The sequence below is a fragment of the Pseudomonas sp. NPDC090752 genome (assembly GCF_055584805.1).
On the sequence record NZ_JBVJLI010000001.1, the window covers coordinates 17,435 to 40,631 of the forward strand.

At 63.1% G+C, this 23,197-nt stretch carries 27 protein-coding genes; 20 read left to right on the forward strand and 7 right to left on the reverse strand.

Annotated elements, in window-relative coordinates; genetic code table 11:
- The first annotated feature begins 1 nt into the window (after window position 1).
- Genes ACZ6YA_RS00095 through ACZ6YA_RS00110 form a run of 4 tightly spaced genes read left to right on the forward strand, consistent with a single transcriptional unit; the run spans window position 2 to window position 2,572 of the window.
- Window positions 2-793: a ParA family protein gene (locus ACZ6YA_RS00095; protein ID WP_465894664.1), complete on the forward strand. Its 792-nt coding sequence runs from the start codon at window positions 2-4 to the stop codon at window positions 791-793.
- Entirely contained in the window at window positions 790-1,653 is an 864-nt protein-coding gene (locus ACZ6YA_RS00100) for a CheW domain-containing protein (RefSeq protein WP_465894665.1), read from the forward strand. The genes ACZ6YA_RS00095 and ACZ6YA_RS00100 overlap by 4 nt, the downstream gene beginning before the upstream one ends.
- A gap of 42 nt (window positions 1,654-1,695) precedes the next feature.
- Window positions 1,696-2,175 carry a chemotaxis protein CheW gene (locus ACZ6YA_RS00105; protein WP_003254393.1) on the forward strand — a complete coding sequence of 160 codons (480 nt, stop codon included), beginning with the start codon at window positions 1,696-1,698 and terminating at the stop codon, window positions 2,173-2,175.
- A 1-nt stretch (window position 2,176) separates the two neighbouring features.
- On the forward strand, window positions 2,177-2,572 hold the full coding sequence (locus ACZ6YA_RS00110; protein WP_465894666.1) for a DUF2802 domain-containing protein: 396 nt from the start codon (window positions 2,177-2,179) through the stop codon (window positions 2,570-2,572).
- Between the two features lie 42 nt (window positions 2,573-2,614).
- Here ACZ6YA_RS00110 and ACZ6YA_RS00115 read toward each other — a convergent pair whose 3' ends face one another.
- The 4 genes from ACZ6YA_RS00115 to fliK all read right to left on the reverse strand — a co-directional run bounded on the left by ACZ6YA_RS00115 (window position 2,615) and on the right by fliK (window position 7,762).
- Window positions 2,615-5,380 (reverse strand): dermonecrotic toxin domain-containing protein, encoded by a 2,766-nt coding sequence (locus ACZ6YA_RS00115; protein WP_465894667.1) that lies wholly within the window; start codon window positions 5,378-5,380, stop codon window positions 2,615-2,617.
- Between the two features lie 78 nt (window positions 5,381-5,458).
- Window positions 5,459-5,836, reverse strand: a complete 378-nt coding sequence (locus ACZ6YA_RS00120; protein WP_465894668.1) for a hypothetical protein — start codon at window positions 5,834-5,836, stop codon at window positions 5,459-5,461.
- A gap of 16 nt (window positions 5,837-5,852) precedes the next feature.
- Window positions 5,853-6,221: an EscU/YscU/HrcU family type III secretion system export apparatus switch protein gene (locus ACZ6YA_RS00125; RefSeq protein WP_465894669.1), complete on the reverse strand. Its 369-nt coding sequence runs from the start codon at window positions 6,219-6,221 to the stop codon at window positions 5,853-5,855.
- The gene (gene fliK / locus ACZ6YA_RS00130; RefSeq protein WP_465894670.1) at window positions 6,218-7,762 is read right to left on the reverse strand and encodes a flagellar hook-length control protein FliK; all 1,545 of its coding nucleotides are present in this window, start codon (window positions 7,760-7,762) and stop codon (window positions 6,218-6,220) included. Before fliK ends, ACZ6YA_RS00125 begins: the two co-directional genes overlap by 4 nt.
- Before the next feature lie 132 nt (window positions 7,763-7,894).
- Here fliK and ccmA point away from each other — a divergent pair, with 132 nt between their 5' ends.
- From ccmA to ACZ6YA_RS00210, 16 genes are all read left to right on the forward strand, one after another.
- Complete coding sequence (gene ccmA / locus ACZ6YA_RS00135) at window positions 7,895-8,527, forward strand: cytochrome c biogenesis heme-transporting ATPase CcmA (RefSeq protein ID WP_465894672.1); 633 nt, start codon at window positions 7,895-7,897, stop codon at window positions 8,525-8,527.
- Window positions 8,515-9,192, forward strand: a complete 678-nt coding sequence (gene ccmB / locus ACZ6YA_RS00140; protein WP_013973563.1) for a heme exporter protein CcmB — start codon at window positions 8,515-8,517, stop codon at window positions 9,190-9,192. Before ccmA ends, ccmB begins: the two co-directional genes overlap by 13 nt.
- Window positions 9,193-9,238: 46 nt before the next feature.
- On the forward strand, window positions 9,239-10,003 hold the full coding sequence (locus ACZ6YA_RS00145; RefSeq protein WP_465894673.1) for a heme ABC transporter permease: 765 nt from the start codon (window positions 9,239-9,241) through the stop codon (window positions 10,001-10,003).
- Window positions 10,003-10,179 (forward strand): heme exporter protein CcmD, encoded by a 177-nt coding sequence (gene ccmD / locus ACZ6YA_RS00150; RefSeq protein WP_400795071.1) that lies wholly within the window; start codon window positions 10,003-10,005, stop codon window positions 10,177-10,179. Before ACZ6YA_RS00145 ends, ccmD begins: the two co-directional genes overlap by 1 nt.
- On the forward strand, window positions 10,176-10,619 hold the full coding sequence (gene ccmE, locus ACZ6YA_RS00155; RefSeq protein ID WP_400795069.1) for a cytochrome c maturation protein CcmE: 444 nt from the start codon (window positions 10,176-10,178) through the stop codon (window positions 10,617-10,619). Before ccmD ends, ccmE begins: the two co-directional genes overlap by 4 nt.
- Before the next feature lie 11 nt (window positions 10,620-10,630).
- On the forward strand, window positions 10,631-12,604 hold the full coding sequence (locus ACZ6YA_RS00160; RefSeq protein WP_465895316.1) for a heme lyase CcmF/NrfE family subunit: 1,974 nt from the start codon (window positions 10,631-10,633) through the stop codon (window positions 12,602-12,604).
- Window positions 12,601-13,137, forward strand: coding sequence for a DsbE family thiol:disulfide interchange protein (locus tag ACZ6YA_RS00165; protein ID WP_465894674.1), 537 nt, complete (start codon window positions 12,601-12,603; stop codon window positions 13,135-13,137). The genes ACZ6YA_RS00160 and ACZ6YA_RS00165 overlap by 4 nt, the downstream gene beginning before the upstream one ends.
- On the forward strand, window positions 13,134-13,610 hold the full coding sequence (locus tag ACZ6YA_RS00170) for a cytochrome c-type biogenesis protein (protein WP_465894675.1): 477 nt from the start codon (window positions 13,134-13,136) through the stop codon (window positions 13,608-13,610). Before ACZ6YA_RS00165 ends, ACZ6YA_RS00170 begins: the two co-directional genes overlap by 4 nt.
- The gene (gene ccmI, locus ACZ6YA_RS00175; protein WP_465894677.1) at window positions 13,603-14,781 is read left to right on the forward strand and encodes a c-type cytochrome biogenesis protein CcmI; all 1,179 of its coding nucleotides are present in this window, start codon (window positions 13,603-13,605) and stop codon (window positions 14,779-14,781) included. The genes ACZ6YA_RS00170 and ccmI overlap by 8 nt, the downstream gene beginning before the upstream one ends.
- 12 nt (window positions 14,782-14,793) lie before the next feature.
- Window positions 14,794-15,216 (forward strand): hypothetical protein, encoded by a 423-nt coding sequence (locus tag ACZ6YA_RS00180; protein ID WP_465894678.1) that lies wholly within the window; start codon window positions 14,794-14,796, stop codon window positions 15,214-15,216.
- A 104-nt stretch (window positions 15,217-15,320) separates the two neighbouring features.
- Complete coding sequence (locus ACZ6YA_RS00185; protein WP_465894680.1) at window positions 15,321-16,259, forward strand: 2-hydroxyacid dehydrogenase; 939 nt, start codon at window positions 15,321-15,323, stop codon at window positions 16,257-16,259.
- Between the two features lie 47 nt (window positions 16,260-16,306).
- Window positions 16,307-17,095: a PhzF family phenazine biosynthesis protein gene (locus ACZ6YA_RS00190; protein ID WP_465894681.1), complete on the forward strand. Its 789-nt coding sequence runs from the start codon at window positions 16,307-16,309 to the stop codon at window positions 17,093-17,095.
- A gap of 77 nt (window positions 17,096-17,172) precedes the next feature.
- Entirely contained in the window at window positions 17,173-17,580 is a 408-nt protein-coding gene (locus tag ACZ6YA_RS00195) for a GFA family protein (RefSeq protein WP_465894682.1), read from the forward strand.
- 65 nt (window positions 17,581-17,645) lie between these two features.
- Window positions 17,646-18,587, forward strand: a complete 942-nt coding sequence (locus ACZ6YA_RS00200; protein ID WP_465894683.1) for a DMT family transporter — start codon at window positions 17,646-17,648, stop codon at window positions 18,585-18,587.
- Window positions 18,588-18,626: 39 nt separating this feature from the next.
- Window positions 18,627-18,965, forward strand: a complete 339-nt coding sequence (locus tag ACZ6YA_RS00205) for an FKBP-type peptidyl-prolyl cis-trans isomerase (RefSeq protein WP_465894684.1) — start codon at window positions 18,627-18,629, stop codon at window positions 18,963-18,965.
- Between the two features lie 200 nt (window positions 18,966-19,165).
- Entirely contained in the window at window positions 19,166-19,828 is a 663-nt protein-coding gene (locus ACZ6YA_RS00210) for a histidine phosphatase family protein (RefSeq protein WP_465894685.1), read from the forward strand.
- A 121-nt stretch (window positions 19,829-19,949) separates the two neighbouring features.
- Here ACZ6YA_RS00210 and ACZ6YA_RS00215 read toward each other — a convergent pair whose 3' ends face one another.
- The 3 genes from ACZ6YA_RS00215 to ACZ6YA_RS00225 all read right to left on the reverse strand — a co-directional run bounded on the left by ACZ6YA_RS00215 (window position 19,950) and on the right by ACZ6YA_RS00225 (window position 23,110).
- Complete coding sequence (locus tag ACZ6YA_RS00215; RefSeq protein ID WP_465894687.1) at window positions 19,950-20,678, reverse strand: aspartate/glutamate racemase family protein; 729 nt, start codon at window positions 20,676-20,678, stop codon at window positions 19,950-19,952.
- A gap of 16 nt (window positions 20,679-20,694) precedes the next feature.
- The gene (locus tag ACZ6YA_RS00220; RefSeq protein WP_465894688.1) at window positions 20,695-22,221 is read right to left on the reverse strand and encodes an NCS1 family nucleobase:cation symporter-1; all 1,527 of its coding nucleotides are present in this window, start codon (window positions 22,219-22,221) and stop codon (window positions 20,695-20,697) included.
- A 451-nt stretch (window positions 22,222-22,672) separates the two neighbouring features.
- Complete coding sequence (locus tag ACZ6YA_RS00225) at window positions 22,673-23,110, reverse strand: Lrp/AsnC family transcriptional regulator (RefSeq protein ID WP_465894689.1); 438 nt, start codon at window positions 23,108-23,110, stop codon at window positions 22,673-22,675.
- Window positions 23,111-23,197: the final 87 nt, after the last annotated feature.

Here is a 23,197-nt window from a genome sequence, read left to right on the forward strand (position 1 = left end):
TATGAGAGTCTGGGCAGTAGCCAATCAAAAAGGCGGGGTCGGCAAGACCACCACCACTATCGCCCTGGCCGGCCTGCTGGCCGAGGCGGGCAAGCGCGTGGTCGTCGTCGACCTCGACCCGCACGGCTCGATGACCAGCTATTTCGGGCACAATCCCGATGCCCTGGAACACAGCTGCTACGACCTGTTCCTGCACAAGGGCCAGGTGCCGGAAGGCTTGCCCGGGCAACTGTTGCTGCCCACCAGTCATGAGCGTATCTCGCTGCTGCCTTCGAGCACTGCATTGGCGGTGCTGGAGCGCCAGTCGCCAGGGCAGAGCGGCCTGGGTCTGGTGATCGCCAAGAGTCTGGCGCAGCTGTGGCAGGACTTCGACTTCGCCCTGATCGACAGCCCGCCGTTGCTGGGTGTGCTGATGGTCAATGCCTTGGCTGCCAGCCAGCAGCTGGTAGTGCCGGTGCAGACCGAGTTCCTTGCGGTCAAAGGTCTGGAGCGCATGATCGGTACCCTGGCCATGGTCAACCGCTCGCGCAAGCAAGCCTTGCCGTACCAGATCGTGCCGACCCTGTTCGACCGCCGTACCCAGGCCTCGCTGGGCACGCTCAAGGTGCTGCGTGATACCTATGAACATCAGGTGTGGCAGGGCTATATCCCGGTCGATACGCGCCTGCGTGATGCCAGCCGCAACGGCGTCACGCCCTCGCAGTTCGATGGCAAGAGCCGCGGGGTGATCGCTTACCGGGCACTGCTCAAGCACCTGCTCACTTACAAGACTGCCGTGCAGGTGGCGTCATGACGATCAAGACCGGCAGCCGGCCGCAGTTGGCCCTGCAGTCCTACCTCGATGGCCTGCTGCAGGAGGCCACCGAAGCCGAAGATCTTCTCGATTTACCAGCACCGACGGCTGGCGATGAATTCGCCGACGCTGTGCGTGAAGAGCAGGCCCGCGATGCCCGCCAGCACGCCGAGGTGCCCAGGCCCTTCGCTGAACCGCTGTTGAAAGTGCTGCCCACCGTATTGCCGGTCGAAGAACCGGTGGTTGCTGTGGTCGAGGCCGAGGTGGTGGCCGAAGCCAGCATCCCGATGCTGACCGAAGTCCAGGCACTCGAACCGGTCGCGCCGCTGGTCGAGGTGCACCTGCCTGCGCCGAACGTGCCGGCCCCGCCAGCCACGCCCGATGGCCGTCCGCTGTGGGCGGCCGAGCCGTTCGAGTGCCTGCTGTTCGACGTCGCCGGTTTGACCCTGGCAGTACCCCTGGTGTGCCTGGGCTCGATCTACAGCCTGGAAGGCCAGGAGCTGACGCCGCTGTTTGGCCAGCCGGACTGGTTCCTCGGCATCCTGACCTGCCAGGCGGGCAATTTGAAGGTGCTGGACACCGCGCGCTGGGTGATGCCCGACCGCTACCGGGACGACTTCCGCCAGGGCCTGAATTACGTGATTTCCGTGCAGGGCTACGAATGGGGGTTGGCCGTGCACCAGGTCAGCCGCTCGCTGCGCCTGGACCCGGCCGAGATCAAGTGGCGCAGCCAGCGTGGCCAGCGCCCGTGGCTGGCCGGCACGGTCATCGAACATATGTGTGCACTGCTCGACGTCGCCGAACTGGCCGAGCTGATCGCCAGTGGCGCGGTCAAGCAGCTGCACGCCAAACACCAATAACTGCGAACACACCGCCATGGGCGGATTTTGAGGGCTAGGGGAATGAAAAAGTCGTCTGCACAGGGTTCCGAAGATCCAATCCTGCAATGGGTAACCTTCCGTCTGGACAACGAGTCCTACGGCATCAACGTGATGCAGGTGCAGGAAGTACTGCGCTACACCGAGATTGCTCCGGTGCCGGGCGCGCCAAGCTATGTGCTGGGTATCATCAACCTGCGCGGCAACGTGGTGACCGTCATCGACACCCGCCAGCGCTTCGGCTTGATGCCTACCGAGGTAACGGACAACACCCGTATCGTGATCATCGAAGCCGACAAGCAAGTGGTCGGCATCCTGGTCGACAGCGTGGCTGAAGTGGTCTACCTGCGCCAGTCGGAGATCGAGACCGCGCCGAACGTTGGCAACGAAGAGTCGGCCAAGTTCATCCAGGGTGTGTGCAACAAGAACGGCGAACTGCTGATCCTGGTCGAGCTGGACAAGATGATGACCGAAGAAGAGTGGTCCGAGCTGGAGAACATCTGAGTTGATTTTCGAGGTTGCTGTCATCTTCCTGGCGCTGCTGTGGGCCCTGAGCCTGTGGTTCTTCCTCAACTACAGCAAGCGCCAACGCGAGCTGGCCGCGCAGCAGGCCGTGGGCGATGCGTTGCGTGACCAGCGCATCAAGGATTTGGCCAAAAGCCTGGATGACTACCAGAACGGCACCGTGCGCATGGGTGAGGCCATCCATGAGCTGCGCGTGGCGGTAGCCAGCGTGCCGGACCGGTTGGAGCGCCTGGAACAGCGCGACCCCAGCAGCGTGACCTTCAGCCAGGCGGCCAAGCTTGTCGGAATGGGCGCAAGCGTCTCTGAGTTGACAGAGTCCTGCGGGCTTACCCAGGCCGAGGCGGAGTTGATGAGCAAGCTGCATCGGTCGGAGTGAAGAGGGGGCCACGTGTGCAGTGGCACCCTGATGGCTTCGGTCTCAAGTGTGTTTCCAGGACTGAGTGCCGCCTATGCGCGCGACGCGGCTCAGCGGGAAGGCCTGATCAAACGCTGACATCATGGCCTCGGGCGTTGCGATGTAGCGTTTATTGACCAACCTGATGCCGTGCAGATTCCATAGCTGGCGCAGCTGTGCCAAGTCCGGCAGGTGGCGGTCGATCATGTCACTGAGCAGGCGCGGGCCGGTGAGGTAGCTCAGGGTCTTTGCGTACTCTGTGAAGGCCTCGGGATTTTCCAGCGGGTCTGGCCTGTGCAGGTAGAAGCCGGGTTCTGCCAGCCAGCGCTCGTTCATTTCCGCGCTGATGGCCAGTAGCGTGGGGTTGCCTGCCTGGCTACCGATGACGCTGTTGTTGAACAGGCAGTCCATGCCTAAAGTCTCGTTGGACATGGGATAAGGCAGCAGGATGCCGTCAGCCGAGCACGGTAACTGCAGGTTCGCCATCGGCTGGCCGACAAAACCTGCACGTTCGCCTTGGGGATACTCGCCTGGCGTCAGGAGACTGTCATCGAGGTCCATGTACAGGCCTCCTTCGTGATAAAGCAGGTGATAGCGCAGTACGTCCGAAGCCGAGGCATAGTTGCGTGCAACGCCATCATTGCCGTCGATAGCGGCCTGAAACTGTGCAAAACCGGGCGTTTGCCTGAAGCTCTCGTACAACGGCTGGTTTTCCAGTGGGAAGACCTGCACGCTGGGTGCGTGCTCAATCAGCAGCTGCAGGTTTTCCTGATAGACCTCGGCGCTGGCGTTACTGAGGTAGAGGCGCAGCGACCAGGGGGTGCCCTCGAGCAGGGCCGCGTTCTTGCCAATATTTTCCAGCAGCGCAGTCCCTATGACCTTGTCGCCAACCCAGATGCCGGATATGTGCGTGGGTAGGTTTGCCTGGGCTTCGGCGAGCGGACGCTGCAAGTCGACTGGCAGGTGCAAATCAATACCCAAGGCGCGCAGGGTCGCCATGCGTGCCTGGTCGTTGGCCTGATGTTCGGCGTCTACCTTCTGCAGGTCCCTTGTGTCGAGAGTAGCCCGGTAATGGGTTGGTTCGACTTCGTCCAGATAATCGCCCTTGAGAAAAGCGTCAGCTTCGACGTCATACACCACATCGCCGAGATAACCGCCTACTGAAGCGCTCATCAAGTCAGGGTCCCCGGTGTACCTGGGGATCCGCTGCACTGCAGCCGCGGTAGCCGGATCGGCCCCCGGCAAAGGTTCGATGGTAGTGTTCCGGCGGAAGAACGCTACCCCTTGTGGCTCCGCAAAGTGGGGTGGGTCCATGGGGCTCAACGGATAGCCCATCTGGCCGTTTATTTCGCGAGGGGCTACGAAGCGGCTGCTCCGCCAGCGAAACAGCAAGCGTCGCTCGTTTGCCACGGCGTGCGCCAGCGGCGCGGCATTGAGCAAGCCGAAGACGGTGTCGCTGACCCCTGCGGCTTTCTGTTCGGCAGTCTTGCCGTTGATCGCTTGATCCAGACCCAGGCCAAACTGGGCCACGCCCCCGAGCGCGAAGACGATAGCCAGTTCGGGTACGACCAGCGACAACGGCGCAAGCAGGTTGCAGGCTGAGCGCAGGTAACCGAGCCATCGGGCTTTTTCGACGTCGCGGGCAGTGGTGATCATGGCATCAGCATCACGGTAACTGCGTTGGCGCTGGCGTTCAGTCAGGGCCAGGAACAGGTCGCCGGTGATGGGCTGGCTGTATTTGCTCACCTTGTAGTTGATGTAGATGGCGGGCTTCCACACGCCCTCGGTGGTGAACCCCGGTCGATCCGACGACAGGTGATTAGGCTTAGGATAGGCTGCCAGGCCGTCAAGCGCCGTAGCCAGGCCACTGTAGCTGAGGCCGTCGGCCCGTTCATCGACCGGGAAGTGCGCCTCCAGGGCCAGGCGAGTGTCCGGGCGCTTGCATTGCTTGGCAAACCACTGCTGCATCGCCTCTGCGGTGCTGAACTCATGCAATGGCGAGGAATTGCCGGGGATATACAAGAGCGTGAGGCCGTTGGCACTGTCCGTGAAGCAGATCAGATCGGTGGCCGCGTAACCGTAGACGTTCAGCGGCCAGGCTTGCACGCCGGAAGCATCGGGAGCCAGGCCAGCGGCCCGCCATGCCAGCCAAGCGGCATTGTGGCTCAGGCTGCCGTCGGCGGCTTGCTTGTTGCACGCCGCAATGAAGTTCACCCGCTGACAGGTGCTGTGGTTCTGCGCATGGTCCTGCCAATAGCTGTCGAGCATGTGCCGGTAGGTGGTATGAAAGTCCAGATCCCAGATGAACTTCTGAAAGGTTTCAGCGGCTAACGGGACATGTGTATCGCTGCTGTAGCGCTGTACAGGCTCGCGCCGGAACAGGCCGTTGAAGACTTCATAGCCGGTGCCGTTGGTCAGTGAGTCCGGCGTCTGCAGCCGATCGACAATCTGCATCGCCCCGGGCATCTGGCCGGCCCAAGGTTCGTGCATCAAGGCGCCGATCAAGTTGTTGTCGGACTCACCTTGCCAATTGCCGAGCAGGGCTTCGGTCAGGCTCGTGCGCTGTGCCACTACCGCGTTCCAGCCGCCGTGGCCGTCGCTCTGGTAGTGCAAGGTCACCACATCGGTGTGCTCGATATCCAGCTTCACACCTTGCGTAGTGCTCCAGCGTTCGATCGCCTGGTTGGCCGCGTGGTCCGGGCGAGGGAAGTGGGCGAGATGCGCGCGGACGAAGTCTGTTCCGGATAGGGAATGCTCATGGTGATACCTGCGTTGTTCGAAGGTGAACACTCTGAGGGGCGCTGTACGCCAGGCAGCGGTAATTGATTAACACCGCGCCTGGTTGCCAGCGTTTACTGGCTTTCTCGCCTACTGCGCAATCCAGCTGTGGGCGCTTCCCATACGCGCAATGAGGTCGAGTGGCGCGTACTCCCTGAGGATCGAGCTGAATTGTGAGAGATTGAGCGCGCTGTGCACGTCATAGAGGGGGGAACCCAGCAGGGAGCAGGCTTCGCGCAACTGCTTGAGCGCCGGCAGCTGCGTGTCGATGACGGCATTGAGTACGCCGGGGCCGGTCATCAAGCTCAGTTTCCGCGTGTAGTCCAATGCGGCGGCGGTCGGCAGCTGCGCGTTCGGGCGGCGAGTGTAGAAGTGCGGGTCCAGCTCGAAGCGTCGAAGGATCTCGTCCGATATCGCATCCAGGGTTGGATTCTGTGAATGGCTGCCGATCATGCTGTTGTTGTTCACGAAACCACAGTCGGTGTTATAGGGCGCTGTCTCTTTTGGGCTGACTGGCACCAACGTCGTAGGTCAGCAAGGGGCATCCCGGAGTGATATCCCTGGAGCGCGCTGTCTGATCCTGGAAGCCTTGGGGGGCTTTGCCTTGCAACTGCCAGGCGAAGGCGATGATTTCGGCGATGGTCAGGTACAGCGCTTCTGGAATCTGGTCGCCCAGTTCCAGGCGTGCCAACAGGCTCACCAACTCGGCGTTCTCATAGATCGGCACTTCGTGCTCGCGCGCCAGGGCCAGAATGGCTTCGGCCAGTGCGTCGTCACCTTTGGCGCTGAGGGTAGGGGCCTGCTGGCCGTCATAGCTCAGGGCGATGGCCTGGCGGGGTGGTTTGGCAGTCATGCGGTCTCGTCTACCCAGCGTTGTTCCACCCGCGTGCGCGGGCCTTGTGGCGGGATGCCGGAGTGGCACTCCAGGTCGCCGACATCCAGGCCTCGGGCCAGCAGGCGGTCGCGCAGTTGGCCGAGCTGGCTGTCGATCAGTCGTGCAGTCTGCTCACGCTCAGCCCACAGCTGGCCGGACAGGCGCCCCTGGGTCAATTGCGCTTGAACTTGCAGTGGCCCCAGCGGCGCCAGGTCGAAGGCCAGCTCAATGCGCCATAACGCCTGCAGCGGGTCTTGCGGTTCGCGCTGGCGATCAGCCTGTTGCTGTGGGGTTTCCTCACGCTGAAGCTTGACCTGCAGCGGGATGAATTCTTGACCGTGACGCACCGGGATCTCAGTTTGCCAGGTGGTTTGCAGGTTTCCGTTTTCCAGTGTGCCGGATTGTTGCAGGCTGCTCAGGGCATGGCTCTGCAAGCGAGAGATGGCGGCGGCGGCCAGGCGCAGCAGTTGCTGCAGATCCCCTTCGTTTTCCATGGCCTGCAACAGCCGTGAGGGCAATGGAAAAGCACCCGGTGCTGGCTTTGGGCTGACCCGCTCCAGCATGCCCAGCGCACCGCGGGCCATGGCCGGCATTACCTGAGCCAGGGTGAGCGGGCTGGCGGGTGCGCCCACCGAGGCCTGGGCCACCAGCCGCACCAGCTGTGCCTTGAGGTCAGTGACGACACTGGCGCTCAGGCCATTGAGCAGCTTGGCCTCAAGGAAGACGCCGCTGTTGTTGAGGGCCTGGGCGAGCGCTTTGCCGTCGCTGAGCTGGCGTGCATCCGCAAGGCCGGCCAGCAGGCTGTTGGCGGTGCTGCGCAGCTCGCCATCACTGATTGGGCTGTTGGCAATCTGCTGCAAGGCATTGAGCATGCCGGGCAAAGACGCTTGTCGACCTTGTTGGGTGAGCAACTGATGGGCGACGTTCAACTGCTCCTGGCGATTGCTGAGCGGCACGAAGCGCAGCGACTGATCATCCTGCACCAAGGCGCTGAGCAAGCTGCCGATCGGCAGTGGACGCGGGCTGTCGAGGGTCAGCGTGGCGCCGGCCTGGGCCGTGTTCAGCAGGCTCACCAGCGAGCGGAAACTGGCCACTTCGCCGGGGTTTTTCGGCAGTGCCTGGTTGGTCAGGACCTTGCCCTGCAGCAGAGTGCCGACCGGGACCTTGCCAGTGTCGAGCTGGGTGAGGGTGGCGACGTTGCTGGCGCTGGCCTGTTGTAGCAGAACGTTCAAGCGGTCGCTTTGGGGTTGGCTGACGGTGATCTGGCTCCCCGGGGGGATCGGCTGATTGGCCGTGGCCTGAACCTGAGCTTGATTGCCATTGGCCTGCAACACCTGCAATACCAGCTGGAAGGTGCTACCGGTTTGGCGCAGGCTCAGCACGTCGGCCTGGGCAGCTTCGCCCGGCTTGAGCAACCCCGGCTGCGCCTGGGTCAGTTTGAGCAGTTCGCCGGTCAGCTGAGCCTTGATCGCCTGCGCATTGATAGCGTTTTGTGCGCCGACACTATTGATTTCAGTCATGATTGTATACAACCTGTGAGGCCCGACCTCTTGGCAGCAGGGCAGCTCATGTAATAATGCCCGCCGTTCGCCACTGCCAGTATAACGGCAGCGAGGGGGACGACTTGAGAAGCATATAGATAAGGCGAACCCGTGACCCTTCACCTTCAAGCCGCAGGCCTGGCGTGCGAGCGCGACTGGCGCCTGTTGTTCGAGCACCTCGATTTCGAACTGCGGCCCGGCGACATGCTGCAGATCAGCGGCCCCAACGGCAGCGGCAAGACCAGCCTGCTGCGCCTGCTGGCCGGGTTGATGCAGCCCACCGCCGGGCGGATTCTGCTGGGCGGCCAACCACTGGGCGAACAGCGCCACGCACTGGCCAGCATCCTGCTATGGATCGGCCACGCCGCAGGGATCAAGGACCTACTCACCGCCGAGGAAAACCTCGCTTGGCTCTGCGCCCTGCACCAGCCGGCTACCGCTGAGGCGATCTGGGCAGCCCTGGCGGCGGTCGGCCTGCGTGGTTTCGAAGACGTTCCCTGCCATACGCTGTCGGCCGGCCAGCAGCGCCGGGTCGCACTCGCGCGGTTGTATCTCGACACCCCGCCGCTGTGGATCCTCGACGAACCGTTCACCGCCCTCGACAAGCAGGGCGTGGCTCAGCTCGAAAGGCACCTGGCAGCCCACTGCGAACAGGGCGGCACGGTGGTGCTGACCACGCACCACACCCTCGAATGCAAGCCGTCCGGCTACCGTGAATTGAACCTGGGGCAATGGGCGGCATGAGCGTATTCATCCTGTTGCTGCGCCGCGAAGCGCGCCTGTTGTTCCGCCGCCCGGCAGAGCTGGCCAACCCGTTGGTGTTCTTCGCCATTGTCGTCGCGCTGTTTCCGTTGGCGGTCGGTCCGGAAAGCCAATTGTTGCAAACCTTGTCGCCCGGGCTGGTCTGGGTAGCGGCCTTGCTGGCCGTGCTGCTGTCGCTCGACGGCCTGTTTCGCAGTGATTTCGAAGATGGCTCGCTGGAACAGTGGGTGCTGTCACCGCACCCGCTGGCCCTGTTGGTGCTGGCCAAGGTGTTGGCGCACTGGATCTTTTCCGGGCTGGCGCTGGTATTGTTGGCGCCACTGCTGGCGCTGATGCTAGGGCTGCCGAGTCATTGCCTGCCGGTGCTGCTCGGCTCACTGTTGCTGGGCACCCCGGTGCTGAGCTTGCTGGGTGCGGTCGGCGCGGCGTTGACCGTTGGCCTGAAGCGTGGCGGCTTGCTGCTGGCGTTGCTGATTCTGCCGTTGTATATCCCTGTATTGATCCTGGGCAGTGGTGCGTTGCAGGCGGCATTGCAGAATATGCCGGCCACCGGCCATCTGCTCTGGCTGGCCAGTCTCACGGCCCTGGCAGTCACCTTGGCACCCTTTGCGATAGCGGCCGGCCTGAAGATCAGCGTCGGCGAATAACGAGTCCCGGGCTCTCAAGCCCGGCAAATACCCTGGATGTACCCTGATGAAAATAAGTTGGACGTGGTTCCACAAGCTGGGCTCCCCGAAATGGTTCTATGCCATCAGCGGCCGCATGCTGCCGTGGTTGGCCGTCTCCGCCATCCTGCTGCTGGTTACCGGAGTGGTCTGGGGCCTGGCCTTCGCCCCCGAGGATTACCAGCAGGGCAACAGCTTCCGCATCATCTATATCCACGTGCCGGCGGCGATGCTCGCGCAGTCCTGTTACGTGCTGCTGGCGGTCGCCGGGGTGGTGGGGCTGGTGTGGAAGATGAAGCTGGCCGACGTCGCCCTGCAATGCGCAGCGCCCATCGGTGCCTGGATGACCGCGGTGGCGCTGGTGACCGGGGCCATCTGGGGCAAACCAACCTGGGGCAGCTGGTGGGTGTGGGACGCACGCCTGACCTCGATGCTGATCCTGCTGTTCCTGTACTTCGGCATCATCGCCCTGGGCCAGGCGATCAGTAACCGCGACAGCGCGGCCAAGGCCTGTGCGGTGCTGGCCATCGTTGGCGTGATCAACATTCCGATCATCAAGTATTCGGTGGAGTGGTGGAACACGTTGCACCAGGGCGCCACCTTCACCCTGACCGAAAAGCCGGCAATGCCCGCCGAAATGTGGCTGCCACTGCTGTGCACGGCACTGGGCTTCTACTGCTTCTTCGGCGCCGTGCTGTTGCTGCGCATGCGCCTGGAAGTGCTCAAGCGCGAAGCGCGCGCCAGTTGGGTCAGGGAAGAAGTGATGAACAGCCTGGGTCGGAGGGCCGCGTGATGAGCTTTTCTTCATTCGGCGATTTCCTCGCCATGGGCCACCATGGCCTGTACGTCTGGTCGGCCTATGGCATCTGCCTGGCGGTGTTGGCGGTCAATGTCGCCGCGCCCTTGCTGGCCCGCCGTCGCTACCTGCAAGAAGAGGCGCGCCGTTTGCGCCGGGAGAACAACCTGTGAATCCGCAGCGCAAGAAACGCCTGTTCCTGATTCTCGGCCTGCTGGCCGGGGTCGCGGTGGCCGTCGGCTTTGCCTTGAGCGCCCTGCAACAGAACATCAACCTGTTCTACACCCCGACGCAGATCGCCAATGGCGAGGCACCGCTGGACACCCGCATCCGTGCTGGCGGTATGGTCGAGAAGGGTTCGCTGCAGCGCTCGGGCGATTCGCTCGACGTGCGCTTCGTGGTGACCGATTTCAACAAATCGGTGCCGATCACCTACCGTGGCATCCTGCCCGACCTGTTCCGTGAAGGGCAGGGCATCGTCGCCCTGGGCAAGCTCAATGCCGAAGGCGTGGTGGTGGCCGATGAAGTGCTGGCCAAGCACGATGAAAAATACATGCCGCCAGAGGTCACCAAGGCCTTGAAAGAAAGCGGCCAGGCGGAGGCCAAGCCATGAACGCTGCATTGGTGATTCCCGAACTCGGCCAGCTGGCGATGATCCTGGCGATCTGTTTTGCCGTGGTGCAAGCCACGGTACCGCTGCTCGGCGCCTGGCGCGGCGACAGCCTGTGGATGAGCCTGGCACGCCCGGCGGCCTGGGGGCAGTTCGCCTTTCTGGCCTTCGCCTTCGCCTGCCTCACGCACGCCTTCATGACCGACAACTTCTCGGTCGCCTATGTGGCCAGCAACTCCAACAGCGCCTTGCCCTGGTACTACAAGTTCAGCGCCGTGTGGGGCGCGCACGAAGGCTCGTTGCTGCTCTGGGCGCTGATTCTGGGTGGCTGGACCTTCGCCGTTTCGGTGTTCTCGCGCCAACTGCCGCAGGTAATGCTGGCGCGGGTGCTGGCGGTGATGGGCATGATCAGCGTCGGCTTCCTGAGCTTCCTGATCATCACCTCCAACCCCTTCCAGCGGCTGTTGCCGCAAGTGCCGACCGATGGCCGCGACCTCAACCCGCTGCTGCAGGACTTTGGCCTGATCGTCCACCCGCCGATGTTGTACATGGGCTACGTGGGCTTCTCGGTGGCCTTCGCCTTCGCCATCGCCGCGCTGCTGGGCGGGCGCCTGGACGCGGCCTGGGCACGCTGGTCGCGGCCCTGGACCATCGTCGCCTGGGCGTTCCTTGGCGTGGGTATCACCCTGGGCTCGTGGTGGGCTTATTATGAATTGGGCTGGGGCGGCTGGTGGTTCTGGGACCCGGTGGAAAACGCCTCGTTCATGCCCTGGCTGGTCGGCACCGCGTTGATCCACTCACTGGCAGTGACGGAAAAACGGGGGGTGTTCAAAAGCTGGACCGTACTGCTGGCGATTGCCGCCTTTTCGTTGAGTCTGCTGGGGACCTTCCTGGTGCGTTCCGGCGTGCTGACTTCGGTGCATGCCTTTGCCGCAGACCCGTCGCGCGGCGTGTTCATCCTGATCTTCCTGCTGTTCGTGGTGGGTGGATCGTTGACCCTGTTCGCCCTGCGCGCCCCGGTGGTCAAGAGCCAGGTCGGCTTTGCCCTGTGGTCGCGTGAAACGCTGCTGCTGGCCAATAACCTGGTGCTGGTGGTAGCGGCCTCGATGATCCTGCTCGGCACGCTCTATCCGCTGGTGCTCGATGCACTGACCGGGGCCAAGCTGTCGGTCGGCCCGCCGTACTTCGACGCGCTGTTCCTGCCGTTGATGGCGCTGCTGATGATCGTCCTCGGCGTAGGTGTGCTGGTGCGCTGGAAGGACACCCCCGGCAAGTGGTTGGCGAGCATGCTGACCCCGGTGCTGATCGGCAGCGCGGTGCTGGCGCCGGTGGCCGGTTTCATCGTCGACGACTTCGACTGGCCGACGCTTACCGCCTTCGCACTGGCCGCCTGGGTGGTGCTCAGCGGCCTGCGCGACATGCTCGACAAGACCCGCCACAAAGGCCTGGCCAAGGGTGTGCGCGGCCTCACCCGTAGCTACTGGGGCATGCAGCTGGCGCACCTGGGCCTGGCGGTGTGCGCCTTGGGCGTTGTGCTGTCGAGCAACAACAGTGCCGAGCGTGACCTGCGCCTGGCCCCGGGCGAAAGCGTGGAACTGGGCGGTTACCAGTTCCTGTTCCAGGGCGCCAAGCACTTCGAAGGCCCAAACTTCATCTCCGACAAAGGCACCATCGTGGTCAGCCGCGACGGCCGTGAGGTGACCACGTTGCACCCCGAGAAGCGCCTGTACACGGTGCAGCAGTCGATGATGACCGAGGCCGGCATCGATGCCGGCTTCACCCGCGACCTGTACGTCGCCCTCGGCGAGCCGCTGGAAAACGGCGCCTGGGCCGTGCGCGTGCATATCAAGCCTTACGTTCGCTGGATCTGGCTGGGCGGTCTGCTGACCGGCCTGGGCGGTTTGCTGGCGGCCTTCGACCGGCGCTACCGCGTCAAGGTCAAGACCCGGGTGCGTGATGTCCTGGGCGTGTCTGGAGCAGCTGCATGAAGCGTTGGATCATGGTATTGCCACTGGCGGTGTTCCTGCTGATGGCGGTCTTCCTCTACAAAGGGCTGTTCCTCAAGCCCGACGAGCTGCCTTCGGCAATGATTGGCAAGCCGTTCCCGGCGTTCTCCCTGGCCTCGACCCAGGGCGACCGCACCCTGACCCAGGGCGATCTGCAGGGCCGCCCGGCGCTGGTCAACGTGTGGGCCACCTGGTGCCCCTCGTGCAAGGTCGAGCACCCGTACCTCAACCAGCTGGCACAGCAGGGCGTGGTGATCTACGGCATCAACTACAAGGATGACAACGCCGCTGCCGTGAAGTGGCTGGCCGACTTCCACAACCCGTATCAGCTGGATATCCGCGACGAGCAGGGTAGCCTGGGCTTGGACCTGGGCGTGTACGGTGCGCCGGAGACCTTCCTGATCGACGCCAACGGCATCATCCGCTACAAGCATGTCGGCATCGTCGACGCCACGGTGTGGCGTGAGCAGTTGGCGCCGCTGTACCAAGGCCTGGTCGACGAGGCCAAGCCATGAAGCGCTGGCTTGCAGCCGCCGTGCTCGGTTTGAGCCTGGCCGGCATGGCCCGGGCGGCCATCGATACCTACCAGTTTCGCGACGACGCCGAGCGCGAGCGCTATCAGCAACTGACCAAGGAATTGCGCTGCCCCAAGTGCCAGAACCAGGACATCGCCGATTCCAACGCACCGATCGCCGCCGACCTGCGCCGCGAGATTTTCCGCATGCTCGGCGAAGGCAAGAGCAATCAGCAGATCGTCGACTTCATGGTCGACCGCTATGGCGACTTCGTGCGCTACAAGCCGGCGCTCAGTGGGCGTACCTGGCTGCTCTGGTTCGGCCCAGGCATCTTGCTGGTCGGTGGCTTCGTGGCCCTGGCGGTGATCGTCCGCAGGCGCCGCACCCCGGTTGCCCAAGGCTCGCACGAGCTGTCCGTCGAAGAACGCGAGCGTCTCGCCAAACTGCTAAAAAAAGAACGCAACCATGACTGAATTCTGGCTAAGCGCGGGCCTTTTGCTGCTCGCCGCCCTCGGCTTTCTGCTGATCCCGATCCTGCGCGGCCGTGGCCGTCAGCAGGAAGAAGACCGCACCGCACTGAACGTTGCCCTGTACCAGGAGCGCGTTGCCGAACTGGCTGCCCAACAGGCGGCCGGCGTATTGGACGAAACGCAACTGGCCACTGGCCGCGACGAAGCCGCCCGCGAACTGCTGGCCGACACTGAAGGTGCCGAGGCTCCGAGCCAAGGGCACCTGGGCAAGGTACTGCCGTTGCTGGCCGCGGTGCTGGTGCCGCTGATGGCACTGGGGCTGTACCTGCACTTCGGCGCCGCCGACAAGGTCGAGCTGACCCAGGAGTTCGCCGCCGCGCCCAAGTCGATGGAAGAGATGACCACGCGCCTGGAACGCGCCGTCGAGGCTCAACCGGACTCCGCCGAAGGCCTGTACTTCCTCGGCCGTGCCTACATGGCCGAGCAGCGCCCGGCGGATGCGGCCAAGGCGTATGAGCGGGCCCTGGTATTGGCCGGGCGCCAGCCCGAACTGCTGGGGCAGTTGGCCCAGGCCTTGTATTTCGCCGCCAACAAGCAATGGAGCGGGCAGGTGCAGGCGCTGACCGACGAGGCGCTCAAGGCTGATCCGAACGAAGTCACCAGCCTTGGCTTGCGGGGCATCGCTGCCTTCGAAGGCGAGCGCTACCAGGAGGCCATCGACTACTGGAAGCGTCTGTTGGCGCAACTGCCCGAAGGCGATGCTTCGCGTGCGGCCCTGCAAGGCGGCATCGAGCGTGCCGCCGAGCGCCTGGGCAAGCCTGCGGCCGCCAATTCCACGCGCCTGAGAGTACGTGTGGAATTGGCGGCGGCGTTGAAGGACAAGGTCAAACCCGAAGACACGGTGTTCATCTTCGCCCGCGCCAGCAACGGCCCACCGATGCCGCTAGCAGCCAAACGGGTGACCGTGGCGCAGTTGCCGCTGGAGGTCGAGCTGTCTGACGCCGATGCGATGATGCCGCAGATGAAACTGTCCGACTTTGCTGAAGTCCAACTGGTTGCACGTGTATCGCGCGCCGGCCAACCCACCCATGGCGAGTGGATTGGCCAGGGCGCACCCTTGGCCACCCGCACCCAGGCCACCCAGCACCTGACCATCGACAGCCCCGACCTGTAAGAGAACCCTGCCATGCGAAACGCCGTCCGCCTGACCCTGATCACCCTGGCCCTGGGTTTGTCCGCGTGTACCGTGCGTGAGCCGTACGAACAGCCGACGCCGCCGATCGAGAGGGTGCCGCCGCAGAAGGGGCCGGTGGTCAAACCGTTGCCTGGCGGCCAGCCCTCCACGCAGCCGAGCAAGCCAGCGGCCATTCCAAAACCGATGCCACGGACTTCCGCGAGCTTTGCACCGCCACCGGGCGGTGCCAGCCATTGGGATCCGAAGCTGGGTGTTTATGTGCTGGAGAAAAAGCCCAATACCTTCTACCGGCAGCGCACTTACTACCGCTATGAGAATAACGGCTGGAGCTGGTCGTTGAGCCCGGAAGGCCCATGGCAGGAAACTGACAGCAGTGGTGTGCCGGGCGGGCTGGGGCGGGCGTTCGCGCAGTAAGGATGGGCGCCCCGATACAGTACAGTTGAGCTTGGATTTTCAGATTGACTGTACTACCCGGTGACTCCGCATAATGCCCCTTCAAATTTGAGCCGGAGGGGTGCATGAGCAAGACAGTCCTGGTGCTGGTGGAGACCGTCGACGATTACCTGCCCCTGCTCGAGCAGGCAGGCTACCGCTTGATCCGCGCGCCTTCCCCGCAGCTACGTGCCGACGCCATTCAGCGCCATGCGGCTTGCATCGATGCCGTGCTGACCCGCGGCCCATTGGGTCTGACCGCTGCTGAAATCCAGGCGCTTCCCAACCTCAAGATCATCTGCGTCATCGGCGCCGGTTACGAACAGGTCGACCTGGCCGCCGCCGCTGCCCGTGGCATCACCGTCACCAACGGCGCCGGCGCCAATGCCGCCGCCGTGGCCGACCATACCCTGGCCATGTTGCTGGCGCTGTTGCGCAATATCCCCAGCGCCGATGCCAGCACCCGTCGAGGCGAGTGGAACCGGGTGATCAGCCCTTCGGTGAGCGGCAAACGCCTTGGCATTCTTGGCTTGGGCGCCGTCGGCCTGGCCATCGCCAAGCGTGCCAACCTCGGCTTCGACATGCACATCAGCTACCACAGCCGCACGCCGCGCCAGGACGTCCCTTACACCTGGTACGACAGCCCGCTGCACCTGGCCGATGCCGTCGACATCCTGGTGGTGGCGACTCCCGGTGGCGCTAGCACTCGTCATCTGGTCGATGCACAGGTGCTCGGCGCGTTGGGGGCCGAGGGCTATCTGGTGAACATCGCCCGTGCCAGCGTGGTCGACACCCAGGCCCTGATTGCCGCCCTCCAGCAGGGCCAGCTTGCCGGAGCGGCGCTCGACGTCTTCGATGACGAGCCGCAAGTGCCTGACACCCTCAAGGCCCTCGCTAATACCGTGCTCACCCCGCACGTGGCCGGCCAGTCGCCGGAAGCCGCGCGCGATACCGTGACCCTGGTGCTGCGCAACCTGCAGGCTTTTTTTGCCGGCGAGCAGGTACTCACGCCAGTTCACGTATAACCCTTTCAAATCCGCCCGGCGCTGCGCGGGCTACAAGGAGCGTTTGCATGCAACTCGAAATCTTCCAGGTCGATGCCTTTTCTGCCGAACCTTTCGGTGGCAACCCTGCAGCAGTGATTCCGTTGGACAGCTGGCTGCCCGACACCGTGCTGCAACGCATCGCCGAAGAAAACAATCTGTCGGAAACGGCTTATTTCGTGCGCAATGGTGAAGGTTTCGACCTGCGCTGGTTTACCCCTACTGTCGAAGTCGACCTGTGTGGTCATGCCACCCTGGCGTCGGCCTATGTGCTGTTCGAACAGCTGGGTGAGCAAACCCAAGTGCTGCGCTTCAACACTCGCAGCGGCGAACTGCGTGTCAGCCGTGGCGCCGATGGCCTGCTGGCCATGGACTTCCCGGCCAAGCAGCCAGTGGCCGTTGAAGCGCCTGCAAGCTTGCTCAAAGCGCTGGGCTTGAGCCATGCGAACACCGTGTATCGGTCAGATGACTATGTAGTGGTGATCGATGACGCCTCGCTGCTTGACTCGCTGCAGCCCGATTTCGTTGCCTTGTCGGCCTTCGATGTGCGTGGCATTGCCGTGACTGCACAGGGGCGTGGCTACGATTTCGTTACGCGCTGGTTCGGCCCGAGGGTGGGGGTCAACGAGGATCCCGTTACAGGCTCTGCGCACACCTCGCTGGCACCTTTGTGGGCGGACCGGTTGGGCAAGAGCACCCTGCGGTGCGAGCAGGGCGGCGCGCGCAAAGGCCAGTTGCTGTGTGAAGTACCGGGCAACGGCCGGGTGCTCATCAGCGGGCGGGCAGCGTTGTATATGCGCGGCAACGTGTTCATCTGATTGAAACGGTGGGGCGACAAGCCGTGGTGCGCGGGCGATCTATACTTGCCCTCCTAGCCAATGCGCGGAGCCCCACCATGACCCTGGAAAAACACGGCAGTTGCCTCTGCGGCGAGACCCACCTGCACGTTATCCTCGACAACACCCACGTCAGCGCCTGCCATTGCAGCATGTGCCGCAAGTGGACCGGCGGTCCGTTGCTGGTCGTGGATTGCAGCCAGCCGCCGCGCTTCGAGGGGCGTGCTGCCAGCGTCTACGACTCCTCCGAGTGGGCCCAGCGAGGCTTTTGTGGCCGCTGTGGCACACACCTTTACTACCGGCTCAAAGACAAGAATTCCTACGCGATACCAGTGGGGCTGCTGGACGGCGACGAGGACTGGGAATTCAACCTGCAGATATTCGTCGAGCAGAAGCCTGCCTGGTACTGCTTCGCCAACCAGACTACCGAGCTGACAGGGCAACAAGCCTTCGAGCAACTCGGCTGAAAGATCCTTTGCCGGGCAGCCCGCACAACGGTAGCCTGCGCTGATCATCGAACGGGAGCACAGATGTGAAGCGCGGTGTGATGTATGCAGGTGGGGCCGGTGCATTGTGGGGCCTGGTGTTGATGGTTCCGGCGCTGTTGCCGGAGTTCAATCCGATGCTCCTGAGCAGCGTGCGCTATGGTTTGGTCGGCGTCATTTCGCTGCTGCTGGCTGTCCCCATGGCGCGTCATTTGCACCAACTCACCTGGCGTGATGCCTGGATGCTGTTGCGTCTGGCAGTGGTCGGCAACCTGGTGTACTTCGTTTGCCTGGTGGCAGCCATCCAGCGGCTCGGTGTGGCGCCCGCATCGCTGATCGTCGGCGTGCTGCCGCTGACCATCACCTTGTACGGTCGCAACGACAGCGGCGCGGTGCCGCTCACCCGCCTTATCGGCCCCTTGGCGCTGATTCTGGCCGGCATGCTGTGCATCAACCTGGAAACCTTCGCGTTCGCCCCGGGCGCTATAGGCGAGAAGTTCATGGGGTTGCTCTACGCACTGGCCGCGCTGGCTTGCTGGACCTGGTACGCCACGCAGAACAGCCGCTGTCTCAAGCAGTGCGGGCATTTCGACAGCCATCAGTGGTCGGTGTTGATCGGCGTCATGACGGGGTTGGCCAGCGTGGTCATGGTGGCGGTGCTGGCGCTGTGGCAGCCCCAGCAGCTGCACGTCGAGGCGCCGATGGCCCGCTGGTGGCTGTTCTGGGCTGCCTGCCTGGGTTGCGCGATACTGGGCTCGTGGCTGGCCACGGCACTGTGGAATGCCGCCTCCAAACGGCTGCCATTGACCTTGAGCGGGCAGCTGATCGTCTTCGAAACCTTGTTCGCGCTGTTGTATGCCTTCCTCTGGCGCCAAACCGGGCCGAGCCTGCTGGAAGCGGCGGCGATCGTCCTGGTGATCGGTGGGGTTCTGTGGTCGATGCGCCAGCACGGGACCCCACGCGAGCTTGCCAAACCCGTGCATTCCTGAGAAAACGGCGGCCTTGAATTTCACCGTTGGAGCATGCCCATGAGCAGCGAACTGCAGATCACCGACCTTGTCGAGGGCGACGGCAAAGCCGCCGTGAAAGGCGCTCTGATCACCACTCAGTACACCGGATGGCTGGCCGATGGCAGCGAGTTCGATTCGTCCTGGTCGCGCGGCAAACCCTTCCAGTGCGTGATCGGCACCGGCCGCGTGATCAAGGGTTGGGACCAAGGCCTGATGGGCATGCGCGTGGGTGGCAAGCGCAAGCTGCAGGTGCCGGCGCAGTTGGGCTACGGCGAGCGCAGCGTGGGGTCGATCCCACCGAATTCGGACCTCACTTTCGAGATCGAACTACTCGAAGTGCTGACGCGCGAGGACTGATCAATCCGCGTCGCTGTGACATCATTGCGCAACACAAGGGCTCTACCCTGTGCCTTGCCCAGGGAACGGCATTCGTATTCACGGAGGAACCAAACGGGTTGAGGGCACTCTGACCCCTACTCGTTGGCCATGGATGGCATTCACTGCAGGGAGCGCTTGCGACGGGCAACCCGATACTGTCTGCCAAAGAGCCTGCCTACATGAAGTTGCCAACTTTCCTTCGACGCCGTCGCCACTTGCTGCTGAGCCTGGCGCTCGTCGCTGCAGCCGTGCCCTTGGCACTGGATGTGGTCGAAAGCCGCGCGCAGCCGGTCGACGGTACCCAGACGCTGGTGTTTTTGCGCCATGCCGAAAAACCCGGTGAAGGTCTGGGGCAGTTGAACTGCCAAGGTCTCAACCGCGCACTGGACCTGGCCACGCTGTTGCCGGAGCGCTTCGGTAACGCCGATTACGTGTTCGCCGCCAACCCGTCACGGCATGTGGAGGAAGGCAGCAACGACCAGAGCTATAGCTACATCCGCCCGCTGATGACCATCACCCCCAGTGCCATCCGCCTGGGCCTGCCGGTGAACATCGACTATGGCGCCAACGACACCGAAGACCTCGCCGACGAACTGCTCAGCGAAAAGTACCGCAATGCGACCGTCTACACGGCCTGGTCCCATGGTTACCTGCCCGAGTTGATCAACACCGTGGCCGGTAAGGCGTTGGGCGATGACCGGGTGATCACCGAGGATTGGAGCGGCGACGACTTCGACACCTTGTACGTGCTTACCCTGACCTGGCACGACGGCAAGGCCAGCCTGCTCAGCCGCAACGTGCGCCAGGGCCTGAATGGCGGCGAGCATAGCTGCCCGACCTGAGACGGTATCGGTCTCTTCGCGGGCAAGCCCGCTCCCGCAGATACTGCACTGTCCTTGAAGGCTGTGTAATCACTGTGGGAGCGGGCTTGCCCGCGAAGAGGCGGGTCTTGTTGAAGTAGCGCTAGCGCCCGAAGCGCATCGGCCAACCCACCACCTTCTTCGCCCTTGGCATGGCATAGGTCCGTACCTTCGACGTACTCAACCCCATCCGCACCAGCGATTCGGCGATGGTCACGGCCGCACTCACGCCATCCACTACCGGCACCCCGGTACGCTGGCGAATCTGCTCATCCAGCCCGGCCATGCCGCCACAGCCCAGGCAGATCACTTCGGCCTTGTCATCGCGCACCGCACGCTCGGCCTGTTCGACGATGGCTTCGACGGCACGCTGAGGATCTTCCTCCAGTTCCAATACCGCCAGGCCGCTGGCGCGCACTGAAGCGCATCGGTCATACAGGCCTGAGAGTTTCAGGCGGTCTTCGATCAGCGGCACGGTACGGTCCAGGGTCGTCACCACCGAGTAGGCGTGGCCCAGGTACATCGCGGTGCTGGCAGCGGCATCGGTGATGTCCACCACCGGTACGTTCAGCAGCTCCTGCAGGCCTTCGCGGCCGTGTTCGCCATAGCCCGCCTGGATCACGGCGTCATAGGGCCCCTCATAGGCCAGTACTCGATCCATTACAGCGATGGCGGCCAGGTAACTCTCGAAATTGCCCTCCACCGATTCGGCACCGAACCACGGCGTTAGCCCAATGATCTCGGTGCCGGGCGAAGCGACACTGCGGGCCTGTTCGGCGATGGCGTCGGTGATGGCTGCGGTGGTGTTGACGTTGGCGATCAGAATACGCATGGGCTCTGCTCCTTGATCAGTGGCTGCTGTGGTCGACGGCGATGCATTCGCCGCTGACATCAGCGTATTGGCGGTTGCGCGGGGCGATCAGCAGGTACAGCGCGGCGGCGATGCCGGCGCCGATCAGCCAGGAGAACGGCGCGATGGCATGGAAGTTGGGCACCAGCGCCAGGACGATGGCCAGCAGCGCGGCCGGCACGAAGGCGGCCACGGCGCGCAGGTTGATGCCCTTGCTGTAGTGGTAGGCGCCTGCCGGGTGTTCGCTGTACAGCTCCGGCACGTTGATGCAGCCTTTTCGCAGCAGCCAGTAGTCGGCCATGATCACCCCATACAGCGGGCCGAGCAGGGCGCCCAGGCCAGACAGGAAGTAGACGATCACCAGCGGGCTGTTGTAGAGGTTCCACGGCAGGATCAGTACCGCCAGGGTGGCGCTGATCAATCCTGCGCGTTTGAAGTTCAGGTGGCGTGGCGCCAGGTTGCTGAGCACGAAGGCCGGGGCGACGAAGTTGGCCATGATGTTCACCGCCACGGTGACGATCAGGAAAGCCAGGCAGCCGAGGACCAGGAACGCGGTGTCGGGGATACTGGCGACGATCTGCGTCGGGCTGTCGATGATCTGCCCATTGATCTGGAACTGCGCGCCGCACAGCACCACGGTGATCATCGCGAACACCAGGATGTTCACCGGCAGGCCCCAGAAGTTGCCGACGCGGATGGTCTTGCGGCACGGCGAAGAGCGGGCGAAATCGCAGAAGTTGAGCACCAGGGTGCCGTAGATCGCCAGCCACAGCGCGCCGCCGGCGAAGATGTTGCGCCACATCTCGTAACCGGTCAGCGGCTCGGCCACCGACCAGGCGATGCGCGCGTCTGCCTTGAAGTACATGAACACCGCCAGGCTGGCCACGGTCAGCAGGATCACCGGGCCGGCGAAGGCCTCGTAGCGGCGCACCATCTCCATGCCGTAGGCGAGGATCACCAACTGCACCAGCCAGATCGCCACGAAGCAGACCCAGCCCAAGCTTGAAAGGCCGAGGATGCTGTCATGGTCGTAGGCCGCCAGCTGCGGCCATACTGCAGTGAGCAGCACCCGCAGTACCACCGAAGCCAGGTAGGTCTGGATGCCGAACCAGGCGATGGCGATGACGGCGCGGATCAGCGCCGGAATCTGCGCTCCATGGATACCGAAGGCGATACGGCTGATCACGGGGAAGGGTACGCCGGTCTTTTGCCCCATGTAGCCGGACAGATTCATGAAGAAGTACACCAGCGCCGCACCGATTGCTAGCGATAACAGAATCTGCCAGCCACCCAGGCCGAGGGCGAACAAGCCCATGGCGAAGGAGTAGTTGGCAATGTTGTGCACATCGTTGGTCCACAACGCGAAGATGCTGTAACCGCCCCAGCGGCGGCCTTCGATCTTGGTCGGGGCGAGGTCGCGGTTATGCAGGCGCGGGCTCAGTTCGAGTTGTGGCGCATGGCCGGCCAATGTGGATGAGGGATGGGTGCTGGCGACGGATAATTCAGGGGCAAGGTCGAGGCTCATTCCTGCAGGCTCCTGATGCACGTGGACTGCGATGAGCGGGCATGCGCACGGGCTCGCCATCTCGTCGGTGCAGCGTTGGCATCACTGGGTTCTGGGCGCGGCTGCCGGAGTTGGGCCGGCGCTGCGAGTTCTTGTGTATTTAGGTTTTGCTCAACGTGTATACAAAACACGAACACACAAAAGCGAGTTCCATGCCAGGCCCAGACCAGCGTTAAGGCTGCCACTATTTGGAATCTGTACTACTGGGATGTAAGTTGATGAAATCAAATAAATATAACCTGACCAAATGAACAGGTTTAATTTTATAGTTATTTGATTAGTTGATCTTCTGGTCAGTATTAGTTGAAAAATCGGTGTAACGTATCGGTGCATTGCTAGCAATCGTGCACACAAAAATGGCACCTAAGGTGACATTCATGTGTACAGAAAATAGTCAGGCTTCCTGTTCGGTTCAGTCCATCGGTGGCAGCCGCCGTTTCACCGGGCTTTTCTTGATGATCGCTGTGTTGGTTTCGGCCATCACATTGATGCGGTCGAGCAGGGTGTCGAGTTGCTCCATCGAGCGGACATGCAGACGGGCGATGAAGCAGTCTTCGCCTGTGACCTTGTCGCACTCGGTGAACTCGGGAATGGCCACGATCTGCCGCTCCACCTCCTGCAGTTGTCCAGGCAGCGGACGGATACGCACGATCGCCTGCAGCTGGTAGCCGAAGCTGCGCGGGTCGACATCCACGGTATAACCGCGCAGCACACCGCGTTCTTCGAGGCGGCGCAGGCGTTCGCTGACGCTGGGGGCGGAAAGGCCGCTGATCTGCGCCAGTGCTTTAAGCGAACGGCGGGAGTCTTCCATCAGGGCATTGATCAGCAGTTGGTCGATGTTGTCGGTCATATGCGCCTCATCAGGTAAATTCGAAAATGTGCCTTGATAGTAAAGGCTGAAGCACCGATTCGCCTTTGATATCCGCTGGTAGGCCAG